This window comes from Acidobacteriota bacterium (assembly GCA_012729555.1).
In the GTDB taxonomy this organism is placed as follows: domain Bacteria; phylum Acidobacteriota; class UBA6911; order UBA6911; family UBA6911; genus UBA6911.
In genome coordinates this window covers 1-15,841 of the sequence record JAAYCX010000053.1, presented here as the reverse complement: position 1 = coordinate 15,841, position 15,841 = coordinate 1, and the positions used below count along the sequence as shown (strand labels likewise).

The 15,841-nt window shown below is 64.4% G+C and carries 9 protein-coding genes and 1 tRNA gene; 7 read left to right on the top strand and 3 right to left on the bottom strand.

The features are described from left to right. Positions 1-279: 279 nt before the first annotated feature. The 5 genes from GXY47_10525 (at position 280) to corA (ending at position 6,639) form a co-directional block, all read left to right on the top strand. Entirely contained in the window at positions 280-1,710 is a 1,431-nt protein-coding gene (locus GXY47_10525; GenBank protein NLV31577.1) for a cytochrome ubiquinol oxidase subunit I, read from the top strand. A gap of 327 nt (positions 1,711-2,037) precedes the next feature. Continuing rightward, the gene (gene cydB / locus GXY47_10520; protein NLV31576.1) at positions 2,038-3,054 is read left to right on the top strand and encodes a cytochrome d ubiquinol oxidase subunit II; all 1,017 of its coding nucleotides are present in this window, start codon (positions 2,038-2,040) and stop codon (positions 3,052-3,054) included. Between the two features lie 351 nt (positions 3,055-3,405). Beyond that, positions 3,406-3,481: transfer RNA gene (locus tag GXY47_10515), tRNA-Cys, on the top strand. Between the two features lie 671 nt (positions 3,482-4,152). After that, a complete protein-coding gene (locus GXY47_10510) occupies positions 4,153-5,430 on the top strand; it encodes an MFS transporter (GenBank protein NLV31575.1) in 1,278 nt (425 codons plus the stop codon). A gap of 108 nt (positions 5,431-5,538) precedes the next feature. Continuing rightward, positions 5,539-6,639 carry a magnesium/cobalt transporter CorA gene (gene corA / locus GXY47_10505; GenBank protein NLV31574.1) on the top strand — a complete coding sequence of 367 codons (1,101 nt, stop codon included), beginning with the start codon at positions 5,539-5,541 and terminating at the stop codon, positions 6,637-6,639. Between the two features lie 342 nt (positions 6,640-6,981). On the opposite strand, the gene GXY47_10500 is transcribed toward corA, so the two are convergent. Further along, positions 6,982-7,740, bottom strand: a complete 759-nt coding sequence (locus GXY47_10500; protein ID NLV31573.1) for a hypothetical protein — start codon at positions 7,738-7,740, stop codon at positions 6,982-6,984. Positions 7,741-7,969: 229 nt separating this feature from the next. Between GXY47_10500 and fdhF the strand changes: the two genes are divergently transcribed. After that, entirely contained in the window at positions 7,970-10,660 is a 2,691-nt protein-coding gene (gene fdhF / locus GXY47_10495) for a formate dehydrogenase subunit alpha (GenBank protein ID NLV31572.1), read from the top strand. A 375-nt stretch (positions 10,661-11,035) separates the two neighbouring features. Beyond that, the gene (locus GXY47_10490; protein ID NLV31571.1) at positions 11,036-11,500 is read left to right on the top strand and encodes a ferritin family protein; all 465 of its coding nucleotides are present in this window, start codon (positions 11,036-11,038) and stop codon (positions 11,498-11,500) included. A 131-nt stretch (positions 11,501-11,631) separates the two neighbouring features. Here the strand turns inward: GXY47_10490 and nuoF are convergent, their stop codons facing one another. Together nuoF and GXY47_10480 are read right to left on the bottom strand one after the other, a co-directional pair. Next, positions 11,632-14,721, bottom strand: coding sequence for an NADH-quinone oxidoreductase subunit NuoF (gene nuoF / locus GXY47_10485; protein NLV31570.1), 3,090 nt, complete (start codon positions 14,719-14,721; stop codon positions 11,632-11,634). A gap of 33 nt (positions 14,722-14,754) precedes the next feature. Beyond that, the gene (locus GXY47_10480) at positions 14,755-15,345 is read right to left on the bottom strand and encodes an NAD(P)H-dependent oxidoreductase subunit E (protein ID NLV31569.1); all 591 of its coding nucleotides are present in this window, start codon (positions 15,343-15,345) and stop codon (positions 14,755-14,757) included. Positions 15,346-15,841: the final 496 nt, after the last annotated feature.

The following is a 15,841-nucleotide window of genomic DNA, read 5'->3' as shown; positions in this document are numbered from 1 at the left end:
GCTGCTTGTGCCGGGTGCCCCACTCTCCGGCCGGCAAGTCGCTGCTTGTGCCTGGTGCCCCACTCTCCGGCCGGCAAGTCCCTGCTTGTGCCGGGTGCCCCACTCTCCGGCCGGCAAGTCCCTGCTTGTGCCGGGTGCCCCACTCTCCGGCCGGCAAGTCCCGGCTTGTGCCGGCGGCGCGGTTGGGGCTATATATAAGGAGTTCACCGAACCCTTTTCCCGTTCGAACATCCGGGGCGGAGCTACCGGCCGCGGATTCGGACGCCTGGAGCCGGCGATATGGATGTCGTGATGCTCTCCCGCCTGCAGTTCGCCATCACCATCATGTTTCATTACATCTTCCCCCCGCTGGCGATCGGGATGGGGGTGTTCCTAGTCTACCTGGAGGCCCGCTACCTCAAGACCCGGGACATCCGCTACGAGACGGCGGCCAAATTCTGGACCCGCATCTTCGCCCTCAATTTCGCCCTGGGGGTCGCCTCCGGCATCGTCATGGAATTCCAGTTCGGCACCAACTGGGCCGTCTACTCCCGCTACGTGGGTGACGTGTTCGGTTCGGCGCTGGCGGCCGAGGGGATCTTCGCCTTCTTCCTGGAGTCGGGTTTCCTGGCGCTGCTCGTCTTCGGCTGGGACAAGGTTTCGGCCAAAGTCCATTTCTTCGCCACCCTGATGGTTGCCCTGGGGTCGATTTTCTCCGCGCTCTGGATCGTGGTCGCCGGCTCCTGGCAGCAGACGCCGGCGGGATTCGTCATCCGTGACGTCGCCACCCCTGCCGGGATCGTTCAAAGGGCCGAGATCACCGATTTCTGGAGCGTGGTGTTCAATCCCAGCGCCATGGACCGGCTGGTCCACGTGCTGATCGGCGCGCTGATCGTCGGGTCCTTCTTCATCCTCAGCATCTCCGCCTACTACCTCCTCAAGGAACGGCACGTTGATTTCGCGCGCCGGTCTTTCGTGCCCGCCCTCTTCGTGGGCGCCGCGGCCTCGCTCGCCATCGTCGTATCGGGGGATTCCCAGGCGGTCATGGTCGCGCGCCACCAGCCGGCGAAGCTTGCGGCGATGGAAGGGATCTACGACACCGGGGAGGGGCCCACGGCCATTCATGTCTTCGGGGTCCCCGACAGCGAGGCCCGGGTCGTGCGCTACGGCCTCACGATTCCGGGGATGCTCACCCTGCTGGCGCACCGCGACCTCCAGACGCCGGTGGCCGGCCTGGATCAGTTCGAGCCCGACGTGCCCCCGGTGGGGATTCCGTTCCAATCGTTTCACATCATGGTGGGGCTGGGGGCCTATTTCATCGTCCTGACGCTCTACGGGCTCTGGTGTTACCGGCGGGGGACGCTGTTCGGGAAACGATGGCTGCTCTGGATCTTCGTCTTTTCCGTCGGCCTCCCCTTCGTCGCCAACGAGCTCGGCTGGGTGGCGGCGGAGGTGGGGCGCCAGCCCTGGATCGTCTACAACCTCCTGAAAACGAACGAGGCGGTGTCCCAGAATCTTACGCCTGCGCACGTGGGCGGGTCGATTGCCATGTTCGGCGTCATCTACGCGCTGCTGTTCGCGGTCTGGATTTTCGTGCTGAACGACAAGATTCAAAAGGGCCCGGAGCCGGCGACCGCTCCGGGGAATGCGATGCCCGGCGGGGTGAGAGAGACGGTGGCCAGGTATTCGGGCCACTTGGATTCCCTGACGGAAGACAAGGGTCGAAAATAGGGCGCCGGGAGGACAGGACGTTGTCGGTGCCGGGCGAGGGGCCGGAGGACCCGACGAAGGGAATGCTCCCCGTGCCCGGGAGTCGAGGGCGGGAGGATCGATCGAAACGCCCGCTGTCCCGGATGTCTTGGGAGCAGGCGAGGGTTTTCGCCCGGGGCGTGAATTCCCTGCGCCTCATCGGGTGCGCCCCCGCTGTACGTAAGGCTGGGTGAGGGCAGGCCGGGACTGCGAAAGTTCGGGACCGGTCCGACGCCGCGGAGCTTTCCGACGGAGCCGGCCCGGCGGGGAATTCGTGAGGCATCCGGACTGAAGAGGAGGAATCGGGCTGTGGATCTCAATCATCTCTGGTTTTTGCTCCTGGGAGTTCTGCTGGCGGGCTACGCCATCCTCGACGGCTTCGACCTGGGGGTCGGGATCCTGCATCCGGCGGCGCGCGACGACCGGGAGCGCCGGATCATGATCCATTCCATCGGCCCCCTCTGGGACGGCAACGAGGTCTGGCTGGTGACGTTCGGGGGCGCGCTGTTTGCCGCCTTCCCGAGCGCCTACGCCACCGTTTTTTCCGGCTTTTACGTCGCCTTCATGCTCCTGCTGTTCGCCCTGATTTTCCGGGCGGTGTCGCTCGAGTTCCGCGGGAAGCGCGAATCGACCGCGTGGAGGCGATTCTGGGACTGGGGCTTCTTCGGCGCGAGCACTCTGGCGACCTTCCTCTTCGGCGCGGCGGTGGGGAACGCCCTCGCCGGCATCCCGATCGACGCCGAGGGGGTGTTCCGGGGAACCTTCCTCGGTATGCTCCGCCCCTACCCCATTCTCCTGGGGCTGCTCACGGTCTCCTTCGCCATGATGCACGGGGCGATCTACCTTTACCTGAAGACGGAGGGGGAGCTGCAGGAGCTGGTGCACCGCTGGATGTGGCGCGGGTTCGGCTTCAGCCTGGTCTGCTATGTCCTGGCCACGATTTTCACCCTGCTCTGGATCCCCGATGCGGCTCACAACTTCCGCGAGCACGGGTGGGCCTGGATCGCGGTCGTCGCGACGGTGCTGGCGTTTGCCAACGTCCCGCGCGCGATCTTTCTCGGGCGCCCTTTTTACGCCTTCATCTCCTCGTCGGCCACCATCGCCGGGCTGGTGTTTCTGTTCAGCCTCACGCTCTACCCGAACCTGGTGATCTCGAGCCTCTCGCCCGGCAACAGCCTGAATATCTATAACGCGGCCAGTTCGGAGAAGACGCTGCGCATCATGGCCATCATCGCCGCGATCGGCATGCCGTTCGTGCTCGCCTACACTACGGCCATCTACTGGGCGTTCCGCGGAAAGGTCAAGCTTTCCGACCACGGCTACTAGCGTGTCCGGGAGTTGGGAAACGCTGCGTGCCGCGCGCCGCGCGGGGCGGATGCAAGGCGGCGCAACGCAGGGGGTGTGGGCGCATCGTCGTGGGGCGCCAACGCAGCAGATGCCCGGGTGCCGCTGAACTTTTTGACTGCAAGGGTGTTACGGGCCAATCTCCGCGTCGCTTGCCGTCAGCGGTCTCCCCGAAGCGCCTCCTCCGCGCGCCTGGGTCGTGGCCCGCAGGTCCCGTCCGGGCGGAGGGGGCCCGGCGGGGCCGATCGGGAGAAGGACCATGCGGGAAGCCTGTCCCCTATCGGCACTTGCGTGAGAGCGCCGCATCGAATACAATGTCGGGTGCCTCAATGAGGCGCCGTACCCAAGTGGCTAAGGGAGAGGTCTGCAAAACCTCGATTCAGCGGTTCGAGTCCGCTCGGCGCCTCCACCCCGAGGACAGTCTTCCTGCCCAAATCCACCTCCCGGCCTTCGCCCCACCCCTCACCCGGCCGTATCGTCCAATTGTGGACACCCACCGACTGACTGCACACGCACCATCCTGGACATCAATCCTGGACACCCACTTATTGAGCGGCGGACTCCTCCTTCGGTGGATGTCCACAACCGGAGCAATCCTGGAGAGCGATCCTGGGCATCCACTCATTGGGCCAATGAGACGGATGTCCGCCTCCGGGCATTGGCTTTCAGCCTGGGGTCGAAGCCTGCCGATCGGTGGATGTCCATGATTTGATGATCGAAGGCGACCGTCCATCGGGCCCGGAGCGGTGATTCCGTGGGTGTCCACAATTGGGTTCTCCATAGGTGGATGTCCACAACCGGAGCAATCCTGGAGGGCGATCCTGGGCATCCACTCATTGGGCCAATGAGACGGATGTCCGCCTCTGGGCATTGGCTTTCAGCCTGGGGTCGAAGCCCGCCAATCGGTGGATGTCCATGATTTGATGATCGAAGGCGACCGTCCATCGGGCCCGGAGCGGTGATTCCGTGGGTGTCCACAATTGGGTTCCGGCTTCTGTTGACGGCGGCGGGGGAATGGCCCCATACTGGCGCGCAATGATTTGCGGATATCCCGCAATAGCGCTTGAGGAAGGAGGCTGAATGCCGCCGCGCCGGTTCTATGGTTGGAAGCTCCTCGCGATATTCTGGATTGTCGTCTTTGTGAATCTCGCGTTCCCCATCTACGGGTCGAGCGTCCTCAACGCTGTCATGATGCGGGACCTGGGGCTGGACCGGCGGACGCTGGGACTCCTTTTTTCGCTCTTCACGATCATGTCCGGTCTTCCGGGGCCGCTCGTTGCGCTCTGCGTCGACCGGTTCGGAATCCGCCGCACCCTGTTTGCGGGGAGCCTGCTGGTGTCGTCCGGGTCGATCCTGATGGCCACCTTGGTGCGGAGCGGTCTCGGTGCGGCGCTGGCCTTCGGGCTGCTGGTCGGGACGGGGGTCGCGGCGGGGGGGATGCTGGGTGCGCAGGCGGGCCTGGCCCGCTGGTTCATCCGGCGCCGGGCGCTGGCGCTTTCGATCATCAGCACGGCCAGCGGAGTTGGCGGCTTCATCGCGTCCCCGCTGCTGAACCGGACAATCGCGGCGGCCGGGGGGGACTGGCGCATGGGCTGGTGGTTCATCGCCGCCCTGTCGCTGGCCGCGGGCCTTGCGGCTCTTGTGTTCGTGAAGGAAAAGCCGGAGGACCTGGGACAGCGGCCCGACGGCGAGGCCGCGCCGGGTGAACCCGGCCGTGCCGGCCCCGGTTCCAGGAAGCCAGGCCGGGGGACGGTGCACATTACCTCCGAGGTGTGGTCGGTGAAGGAGGCGCTCGGAGGGTTCCCATACTGGATCATGATGTTCTGCCAGATGGGAATGAGTTGCGGCTATACCGTGTTCCTGGCCCACGGGGTGGTCCACTTTCAGGACCTGGGCCATTCACGTGCGGCGGGCGCCTGGGCTCCCAGTCTCATGGCCCTGGCCGGGCTCTTTGCCAAGGGGTTGGTGGGAGTCCTGGGGGACCGCCTGGACCCGCGCTTCATCTGGGCCGGTTTTATCGGTGTCTTCGGGATCGGACAGTGGCTCTTGGTGGGTGCGGACACGCAGTTCCTGCTGGTTGCGGCTTCGAGCTGCATGGGCATCGGCTTCGGCGGGAGCGTCGTCTGTCTGGCCGCGGTGATCAGTAACTACTACGGAATAAAGCCCTTTGCGGCGCTTGCAGGGGTGGCCGTCGCTGTCAATACCACCCTGAGTTCGGTCACTCCCTCCATCGCTGGCTGGCTCTATGATGCCGGGTGGGGGTATAACGGGGTTTTTTACACCCTGGCCGCCTGGTGCCTGGTGGGGGCGGCCGTGCTGTTTGTGATGAGACCGCCCGCGCGCGACCCGGTCCCGTGACCCCCTGCCGGGGGCTGAGCCGGGCATTCACCCGGATCATGCATGAAAGTTCGCCGCCGAAGGAGCTTCATGCCTGATTCGGTTCAGGTCCCGATCCGGAGGTGTGTCATGTCGCGCAGGAATCGTCGTCGCCCCCATGGTTCGATCCCCCGCCGTCGGGCGCTCCCGGGCAGCCCCCCGGGTACGCTGATCCCGGATCCCGATGCGGCGAAAACCCACGTACGTATCATCGCTTACGGCCCCGAAAGGGTGTTGGAAAAGGAAATCGAGGATGTCGGGGAGACCCGCGCGGTGCTCGGGCGATGGCCCGTTGTCTGGGTCCAGGTCACGGGTCTGGGGGACCTCCCCGTCGTTACCCGGCTGGGAGAGCTGTTCGGCCTGCACCGACTGGCTCTGGAGGATGTCGTCAACGTCCATCAGCGCCCGAAGGTGGAGCAGTATAAGGACTACTGCTACATCGTGGTGCGGGCGGCCCACGACCGGGACGGTCACGGTTCCGATCAGATCAGCATCTTCCTCGGGAAGGATTTCGTGCTGAGTTTCCAGGAGCGGGAGCACGACTTTTTCCGTCCTGTGCCGGAGCGGATCCGGGAGGGGAAGGGACGGAGCCGCACGGCGGGACCCGACCACCTGGCTTATGCTCTGATCGATGCCGCCGTCGACTGCTTCTTCCCGGTGCTGGAACGATTCAGCGAGGAGGTCGAGTCGCTTGAAGACGCCATCATCACGAGCCCGAGCGTGGAGGGGTTGCAGCGGATCCACGAGTTGCGCCGGGGCCTGATTGCCCTCAGGCGGACCGCCTGGCCTCTGCGAGAGGCGATGACGACGCTCTACCGGGAGCCGATTCCCTGGATTCGGGACGAGGAGCGCATCTACCTGCGCGACTGCTACGACCACGTGATCCAGATCATCGACCTGCTGGAAAACTACCGGGATCTTACTTCGGGTTTGATGGAGGTCTACCTTTCCAGCACCGGAAACCGCACCAACGAAATCATGAAGGTACTGACCATCATCTCCGCCATTTTTATCCCGATGTCGCTCATTGCCGGGATCTATGGAATGAATTTTCCGCGCCAGGTTCCCGACCTCGAGTGGCGCGGGGGATTCCTTTTCGCCCTCGGCCTGATGGCGGCCGTGGCGGCGGGGTTGCTCATCTTCTTCCGCCTCAAGGGGTGGCTGGGGGGCTCCGCCCCGGACCGTTCGTAAAGCTTGACCGACAGGGTTTTTAATCGCCGGCATCTCCCAATAGTGGACATCCACCTATTCACCTAATCATGGACATCCACCAATGGTGGGGTCTTCGGGGCAATGGATGTCCATATGGCGGGGTTCCTCCAATCGGTGGATGTCCAGGATTGGCAGGATTGGTGGGTGTCCATGATTCTGGGTCTTTCTCATTTTTTTATATTTGTGGACATCCACCAATTTGTGGAGGGTCAGAGAGGAGGGGTGTCCTGGAATCGGCGATGGGTGTCCATTCTTGTGGGGTTCCTTCAATCGGTGGATGTCCATTACTGGTAGAGTTGGTGGATGTCCAGGATTTGGGGTTCAGCGGAACATGCGGGTGAGAAATTTCAGGAGGAGGTCGGCGGATGGTCCCTGATCCAACCCGGTGGAATCGGTCCCCAGTCTGCGGCTCAGTGCGGCCGATTGAGCCTGGCGCATTCGCAGTTCGGCTTCCTGTGCCTTCAGGCGCTCCTTCTGCAGTTCGCGCGCGCGCCGCATCCCCCCGCCCCGGATAAAGGAGACGATGCGATGCAGTTCCTGGCGGTCGAACCAACTGCCATGGTCGCGGCACCAATCGAGCACTACGCCCGATGAGGTTGCGAAATTCTTATGGTTCATCAACTTACCGCACACGGGGCAGGGAATGTAAACCCGGGGCTTCCCTCCTTTGACGCCTTCAATCCCTTCCGTGACGACCGGCTCGGGCGGTGCATACCCGAGGACCGCTTCCTGCTCCTCTTCACGCGAACAGATGTCCTGGAAGCTGATCCGGTCGACCCACATGCCGCCGCAGCGGCCGCATGCATGAAGGGTGTGGGCGCCGACGGCTCGCGCTTCGAGAGGGCATGCGCACCGCGGGCATCGCAGCTCCGGCGCGGGAACTCCTCCCGTGTTCGTCATTTCGGCTCCGCAATGGGGGCAGTGTTTCATGGTCACCGAAACGGCGCCGTAGCAGGCCGCGCAGATTTTCACTGCCAGGGCCGACAGGCAATAGGGGCAGCGGGTGCTGTCGCCGGAAGCGGCGGCGCCGCAGTTGGGACAATTGAAGGCCGAGATGGTCGACCGCCCGGGCTTTTTCATTCCATACCTCGCCATTCCCATCGGAAGGGGGGGCGCTGGGCTTTAATTCTTATTCCCCGGGGGTTTCCCGGTTGATTCTGGCTGCTTGACGCCCCCCGCCCCGGACGGTTAAAGTATGGGCGTGCCGCCGCCATGCGAGCGTAGGTGAGCGGTGTCGGCACGCCCGGTGCCGGCTGCCAGGCGGTGGACGCCGCCCCGGTGTTTTCGATTTCTTCGGAGGGAGTTGCTCATGCCCAAGTTTACGCTCAACGGTCGGGTCGTGGAGGCTGCCGAGGGGCAGACCATCCTGGATGTGGCCCGCGGCCAGGGACTCTACATTCCCAGCCTCTGTTACCACCCCAAGGTGGGCCAGAGCGGCATGTGCCGGGTCTGTGCCGTCGAGGTGGAAGGGGCGCGCGGCCTGGTGATGTCGTGCATCACCCCTGTTACGGAGGGGATGGTCGTGAAGACCGAGAGCCCGAGGCTCCTCGAGGTGCGGCGCACGATCGTGGACATGCTCCTGAGCGAGGGGGAACACGATTGCCTGTCGTGCGAGATGTGCGGGGAGTGCGAGTTGCAGGACGCCGCGTATCGCCTGGGCATCGAACGGCCCTCCATGGTCATGGACAAGCCGAGCCTCGAGGTGGATGGCAGCCACCCGATGCTGGTGCGCAATCCCAACAGGTGCATCCACTGCTATCGCTGTATCAAGGGATGCAACAGCACCGTGGTGAACGAGGTACTCGATATGGGCTACCGCGGGATCCAGTCGCTGGTGATAGCCGATCAGAACGTGCCGCTGGGCGAATCGAGCTGCGTTTCCTGCGGGGAATGCATACAGCTCTGTCCCACCGGTGCCCTCATCGAAAAGAAATCGATCGGCACGGGCCGGGCCTGGAGCCTGGAGAAGGTGCGCACGACCTGCCCCTACTGCGGCGTAGGCTGCCAGATGTGGCTCCATGTCGACCGGTCCCGGAACCGGGTGGTCAAGGTCACCGGCGATGAGGGTGGGGCGCCCAACCAGGGGATGCTGTGCGTCAAGGGGCGCTTTGGCTTTGATTTTCCCGCGTCCGACAAGCGGCTGACGACCCCGCTCATCAAAAAGAACGGCGTGCATGAGCCGGTTTCCTGGGAAGAGGCGCTCGATTTCACGGCGCGGCGCCTCGGGGAGATCCGGGAGCAGTACGGGGTTGAAACGATCAGTGCCATCAGCTCCTCCCGGGACGCGAACGAAAACAACTATGCGGCCATGAAGTTCATGCGCGCCGTCATCGGGAACAACAATATAGACAATTGCGCACGTACTTGACACGCCCCATCGGTCGTCGGGCTGGCGACCACATTCGGTTCTGGTGCAATGACCAACTCCATCCGGGAGATCGAGGACGCCCGGCTGCTCTTCGTCATCGGTTCCAACACCACCGAGGCGCATCCGGTCATCTCCTACTACATGAAGCGCGCGGTCAAGAAGGGGGCCACCCTCATCGTTTGCGATCCCCGGAAGATCGACCTCGTCCGTTGGGCCACCCACCACGTACAGCACCGGGTCGGCACCGACGTGGCCCTGCTCAACGGACTGATGAACGAAATCATCGCCCGCGGCTGGGCGGATCGGGCCTTCATCGAGCAGCACACGGAAAACTACGAGGCCCTCGCCCGGTCGGTGGCCGCCTACCCGCTCGAGCGGGCGGCGGAGATCACGGGGGTGGATGCCGGGCAGCTGCGCGAGATCGCCCGTCTCATCGGGACCACGAAGCCGATGGGGCTCTACTACACGCTCGGGATTACCGAACATACCTGCGGTACGGACAACGTGATGACGTGCGCCAACCTGCAGATGCTGCTGGGGAACATGGGCTGCCGGAGTGCCGGTGTGAACCCGCTGCGCGGGCAGAACAATGTCCAGGGGGCCTGCGACATGGGCTCGCTCCCGAACATCTACCATAATTACCAGAGGGTGGACGACCCCGCGGTCGTCGAGAAGTTCAAGAAGGGATGGAAGGTGGATCGCCTCCCGGAAAAGCCGGGACTCACCATCCCCGACATGTTTTCCGGCATGCTGGACGGCCGCACCCGGGCCTTCATCTGCCACGGCGAGAATGTGGTGATGAGCGAGCCGAACGAGGCGCACACCATCCGCTGCCTGGAGGCGCTCGATTTCCTGGTCGTGCTCGACATTTTCCCGAACCAGACCACCCCTTACGCCGACGTCATCTTCCCCTGTGCCTGCTGGAGCGAGCAGGACGGGACCTTCACCAACTCTGAACGGCGCGTGCAGCGGGTGCGCAAGGTCGTCGAGGCCCCCGGGGAATCGCGGGAGGCGTGGTGGATCTATGCCGAACTGGCCCGGCGACTGGGCTGCGACATGGAATTTGAGAGCGCCCGGGGGGTCTGGGAGGATATGCGCCGCCTCGGTACGGGCTACGCAGGGATCACCTGGGAACGGATCGAGGAGCGGGGGATCCAGTGGCCCGCCCCCACGACGAGTCACCCGGGGACCGTCTTCCTTCACAAGGACGGGAATTTCTCCCGCGGCAAGGGCAAGTTCATGCCCGCCGACTGGCGCCCGCCTGCAGAGGTGCCGGACGACGAGTACCCCTTCACGCTCAGCACCGGGCGGAGGCTCTGGCACTACCATACCGGGACCCAGACGCGCAACTGCGTGGGATTCAACGAGCTTTTCGGGGAGGAACTGGTGGAGGTCAGCCCCGAGGATGCCCGGGAGCTCAAGATCGGTGACGGCGATTATGTCTGGGTAGTCTCGCGCCGCGGCCGGGTGAAGATGAAGGCGTGGGTGACAAAGCGTTCTCCCAAGGGGGTGCTCTGGTCCTCGTTCCACTTCCACGAGGCTCATATCAACGTCGTAACCAACAATGCCTTCGATCCCGTGACCCAGACGGCCGAATACAAGGCGTGCGCTGCCCGGCTGGAGAAGGCGTAGAATCCGAAGGCCGGGCTGCTGTGCCGGCCCGTGGTTTCGGTTGCCCCGGGATGGGTGTCCAGGTCCGGGTCGACCGGCCTGGTGATGGCCCGCGGTGGGTGTCCAGTTCCGGCTGATCGGCCTGGAACGGGGTGTAGTGGGTGTCCAGATCCCGCTTGTCGGTAGTGGCTGCCCCGTGATCGGGCGGAACGGATGGGAACAGGCCGGCAATGGGTGTCCAGTCCCCGGTCGGCCGGCCTGGTGATGGCCCGCGGTGGGTGTCCAATCCTATCGATCGGGCCCGACCCGGATGCAGTGGGTGTCCAGTTTTGGAGTTTGGCTCTGCCTGCTTCGGGTATTGAACGCCGCCCGGTCGGGCGGCGGAGGGGAGAATCCATGGATGCTGATACTTTCGACAGGATCATGCTCGACGCCATCAACGAGGAGATCATGGCGCACGAGTTTTACAAGGCCGCGGCGGCGAGGATGAAGGACGCGAGCGCCGTCGCCATCTTCGAGCGCCTGGCCGCAGAAGAGGAGGGCCACCGGCGGATGCTCGAGCAGTTCCGCTTCAATCCGAAGGCTCAGGTCGAGTTCCGGAAGATCGAGGACGACTACCAGATCGCCGAGGCGGAGACGCTTCCCCGGCTGTCGTTCGAGATGAAGCCGGCCGATGCCTTCCGGCTGGCGATGAAAAAGGAGCAGCAGGCGATGGAGACCTACGCGGCCATGGCCGAGCGCATCGCCGACGCCGAGTTCAAGAAGCTCTACCGGGAACTGGCCGAAATGGAGAAGGGGCACAAGACGCAGCTTGAAGAGCTTTTCGTCAACACCGCTTTCCCGGAGGACTGGGGGGAATAGGCTTTCCCCGGACCGTTGCACGCAGAAAGGGGAGCGCCGCGCGCTCCCCTTTGTTCTTGGGATCCCTCCAGCCTCTGTCCCCTGCCGTCGGCCACCGCCCCCGGTCCGGGGCAGGGAGCCAAGGGGGGCTACTATTTGTCCTGCAGGTCGCAGCGGAGGCAACGCGAGGCCTCCTCCATGGCTGCCTTCTTCGAATATCCCTTTTCGGTCTGGTCGAACCCGTTTTTGCGGCGCCGGGGCGGGAGCTCGGGCATGGGAACCCGCAGGCGCGCCTCGGTTTCCGCCTCCATGGGGGGGAGGGCCGACAGGTCCTCGGGCGGGGCCAGTTGCTCCTCGATGTTCCCCTTGCCCCCGAGAAAACGGTCGATGGCGCTGGCGGCCGCCCGCCCCTGGGCGATGGCTTCCACCACCGAGGCCGGTCCCAGAACGACATCACCGCCGGCAAACACGCCGTTCATGGTGGTCGCCAGGTGCTTCCCCTGGATTTCGATGCAGCGGCTTCCGGCGTTGACCTCCACCTCCAGCTCTTCCGGTATTTCGGGGAGCTGTCCGATGGCGGCGATGAGGGTGTCGTAAACCTCCAGCCGCTCGCTCCCCTCCCTGGGGACGGGGCGACGGCGGCCGCTTTCGTCCACCTCCGAAAGCTGCATCGACTGGATGGTGACCTCCAGACCGTAGCTGGTCCTGCCGATGTTGACGGGGAGGGTCAGGGTCGAAATCTCCACGCCTTCGGCCAGCGCCTGTTCGATCTCGGCTTCATCGGCCGGCATATCCTCGCGGTTGCGCCGGTAGAGGATCGTGACTTCCTCCGCGCCCAGCCGCAGGGCGGTGCGCGCGGCGTCGATGGCGCTGTTGCCGCCGCCGACTACCGCCACCCGCCGGCCCAGGTCGGGCCTTTTGCCCATGGAGACGTCGCGGAGGAACGACACGCAGTCGAGCACTCCCTTGCCCCGTTCTCCCTGGACCCCCAGGGTCCAGGATGCGTGGGCGCCCAACGCCAGGAATACGGCGTCGAAACCCTGCTTCTTCAGTTCCTCCACCGACTTGATCTCGGAGCGCGTCTTGATCTTCACCCCGGCGGCCTTGACGATGTCGATGTCGTGCTTGAGGTCGTGCTCGGGGAGGCGGTAACGTGGGATCCCGGTGTGGAGCATGCCGCCGGCCACCGGTAGTTTTTCGAAAATCGTGATTTCGTGGCCGCCGACCTTCGCCAGGTAGTAGGCCGCGGTCAGGCCGGCGGGGCCGGAACCGACGACGGCCACTTTCCTGCCGCTCGGCGGGGCCGACTTCCCGGTGCTCTTTTCCGCCTGCTTGCCGTAGCGCACCGCCGCATTCTTCAGGGCGCGGATCGAGATCGCTTCGTCGAGCTGGCCGCGGCGGCAGCGGGCTTCGCAGGGGTGGAAGCAGACGGTGCCGCAGATGCTGGGGAGCGGCATGTTCTCCCGGACGACCAGGTAGGCGTTTTCGAAATTCCCCTGCGCGATTTCCCTCACGTAGCGATGGGCTTTCACCCCCGCAGGGCAGGTGTGCTCGCAGGGGGCCAGCACCATGGCCGAACAGACGGCCGCGCGGCAGTGGTGGTCGTGGATGTGCTCCTCGTATTCCTCGCGGAAGTACCGGATGGTGGTGAGCGCCGGGTTGGGCGCCGTCTGTCCGAGGCCGCACAGGGCGGTGTCCTTGATGGCGCTCCCGAGGCGTTCGAGCTCCTCGATGTCCCCGGGCTGCCCCTTGCCGGCGCAGATGTTTTCCAGGATGGTGAGCATCCGCTTGGTCCCTACGCGGCAGGGGGTGCATTCGCCGCACGATTCGCTCTGGGTGAAGGTGAGGAAGTAACGGGCCAAGTCCACCATGCAGGTAGACTCGTCCATGATCACGAGTCCACCCGAACCCATGATCGATCCGGCGCGGGCGAGGGTTTCATACTCGATCGGGAGGTCCTTGAGCCTCGCCGGGAGGCAGCCGCCCGAGGGACCGCCCGTCTGCGCCGCTTTGAACCGGCCCTTGCCCGAAATCCCCCCGCCGATCTCGTTGATAACGCGGTCCAGGGTGATGCCCATGGGGACTTCGATGAGGCCGGAATTGTTGATCTTGCCCGTAATGGCGAAGGTCTTGGTCCCGTTGCTCCCCCGGGTTCCGAGTTTCGAAAAGGCTTCGGCTCCCTCCCGCAGGATGGTGGGGACGTTGGCGAGGGTTTCCACGTTGTTGATATTGGTGGGTTTTCCGAACAGCCCCTGTGTGGCCGGGAAGGGGGGGCGCGGACGGGGCATCCCCCGTTTCCCCTCGATCGAGGCCATGAGGGCGGTCTCCTCGCCGCAGACGAAGGCTCCGGCCCCCTGCTTGATAAGGATGTTGAAATTGAAACCGCTGCCGAGGATGTCCTCGCCGAGCACGCCGAGAGCGCGCATCTGCCCGAGAGCGATCTCCAGGCGCTTGATGGCGAGGGGGTACTCGGCGCGGATGTAAACGTAGCCGGTGTCGGCGCCGAGGGCGTAGGCGGCGATGCACATCCCCTCCAGGACCGAGTGCGGGTCCCCTTCGAGCACCGAGCGGTCCATGAAGGCCCCGGGATCCCCTTCGTCGGCGTTGCAGATGAGGTACTTCCGGTCGCCGGGAGCTTTCCGGCAGAACTGCCACTTCAGGCCGGTGGGAAAGCCGCCGCCCCCCCTGCCGCGCAGGCCCGAGGCGAGCACCTCGTCGATCACCTTGTCGGGTGTCATGCCGAGCGCGGTTCGCAGTCCCTGGTAGCCGCCGCGGGCGAGGTAGTGGTCCAGGTTTTCCGGGTTGATGATGCCGCAATTGCGGGTGGCGATGCGGACCTGGGGCGCGAGCACGGGGAGGTCGAACAGGCGGCCGACACCGTCGACCGGAACATCGCCGATATAGCCCATGGCGTAATCGCCGTGGGGGCGCCCCTTCTTCAGTTCAGATTTCAGGATGGCCGAGAGTTTCGCCGGGGTGACCCGGTCGTAGGTAACGCGGCTCCGGCCCGGAAGCTGGACATCCACGAAGGGCTCGGCGAAGCACATCCCGATGCAGCCGACGGGCACGATGTGGGCCTTGGCGCCGAGGCGGGAGAGCTCTTCGGGGATTGCGGCCAGAAGGTCTCCGGCGCCGGCGGCCAGCCCACAGGTGGCGGCGCCGACGTAAATGACGGGACGGTCGCCGTTCTGGAGGCGGGACCAGGTTGTTTCTGCTTTTTCGATTGTCTTGTCTAGATCCACCGTGGTTTTCTCCTGGCTGAAATACTCTTGGCCCTAGTGCTTTTTCGGCGTCCGCATCTTTTTTCCGCCTTTGGCCGCCGATGCGGCAGGCTTCGCCTTTTTCGCTGGCCTGGATGGCTTCTTCTTGGCGGCCGGGGCCGGGGCTTCCGCGGCCAGTCGATCCACGATCCTGCTCGTGGATGAGCTCGATTGCCGCCCGTGAACCGTCGTGTCGGCCACGACCACGGGGGCGAGGGCGCAGGACCCGAAGCAGGCGACCGTTTCGATCGAGAAGTTCATGTCCGGAGTGGTGCCGCCGGCGGGGATGCCCAGCTTCTTCTCGACGTCCTGAAGGATGGCGGCGCTGCCGCGCACGTGGCAGGCGGTCCCGCGACAGACGGTGATGATGTGGCGGCCCCTCGGCTCAAAGTGGAATTGGGCGTAGAAACTGGCCACTCCATAGACTTTCGATTCCGAAACCCCCAGGTATTCGGCCGTGGCCGTCATTGCCTCGGGCGGAAGAAACCCTGCCTCGGTCTGCACAAATTGCAGCACGGGAATGAGATACTGCGGCAGAGGCTCGAATTTGCCGGCGATCTTCTTGCGCCACTGCAGTGTCGAGTGTCCGTTTGAGCCCTGTTTCATGTTGCGCTCTCCTTGCCTTTTGAGTCGTTTCCCCTCCCGGTTCAGGACCGGAAGACGCGGTTCTCACTCCGGATGCCCTGATTCGGAATAGTTACAAAGTAAATCATAGGGTGTCGCTTGATGTCCAGATCCGTCTTAACAACTGGACATCCACTGCCCAAGTACCCGATCCCCCATAATCGTGGACATCCACAGATCGGGGTTTCTGAAGTCTCCTTCGGGCAAATTTGGACACCCACTTCACCCTAGCAGGTAACCCGGGACACCCATTTCATCCTGGTCTGCGTCTGGACAGAGGCTCGAAGTGGGTGTCCCGGGTTCGTATCCGGAGGCGGGAGTGGGTGTCCAGGACTTTTTCCGGGAGTCCTGCCGGGGAATGTTGCTCAGAAGGGCGATCTTCTGGAGCGATGCTGGGGATCGGATCAGCAGGCGGGGGGGCCGGATATCGTGCCGGGGGGAGCGGCGCTTTGGGGTGGTCGAGCGGAGGGATATCCGT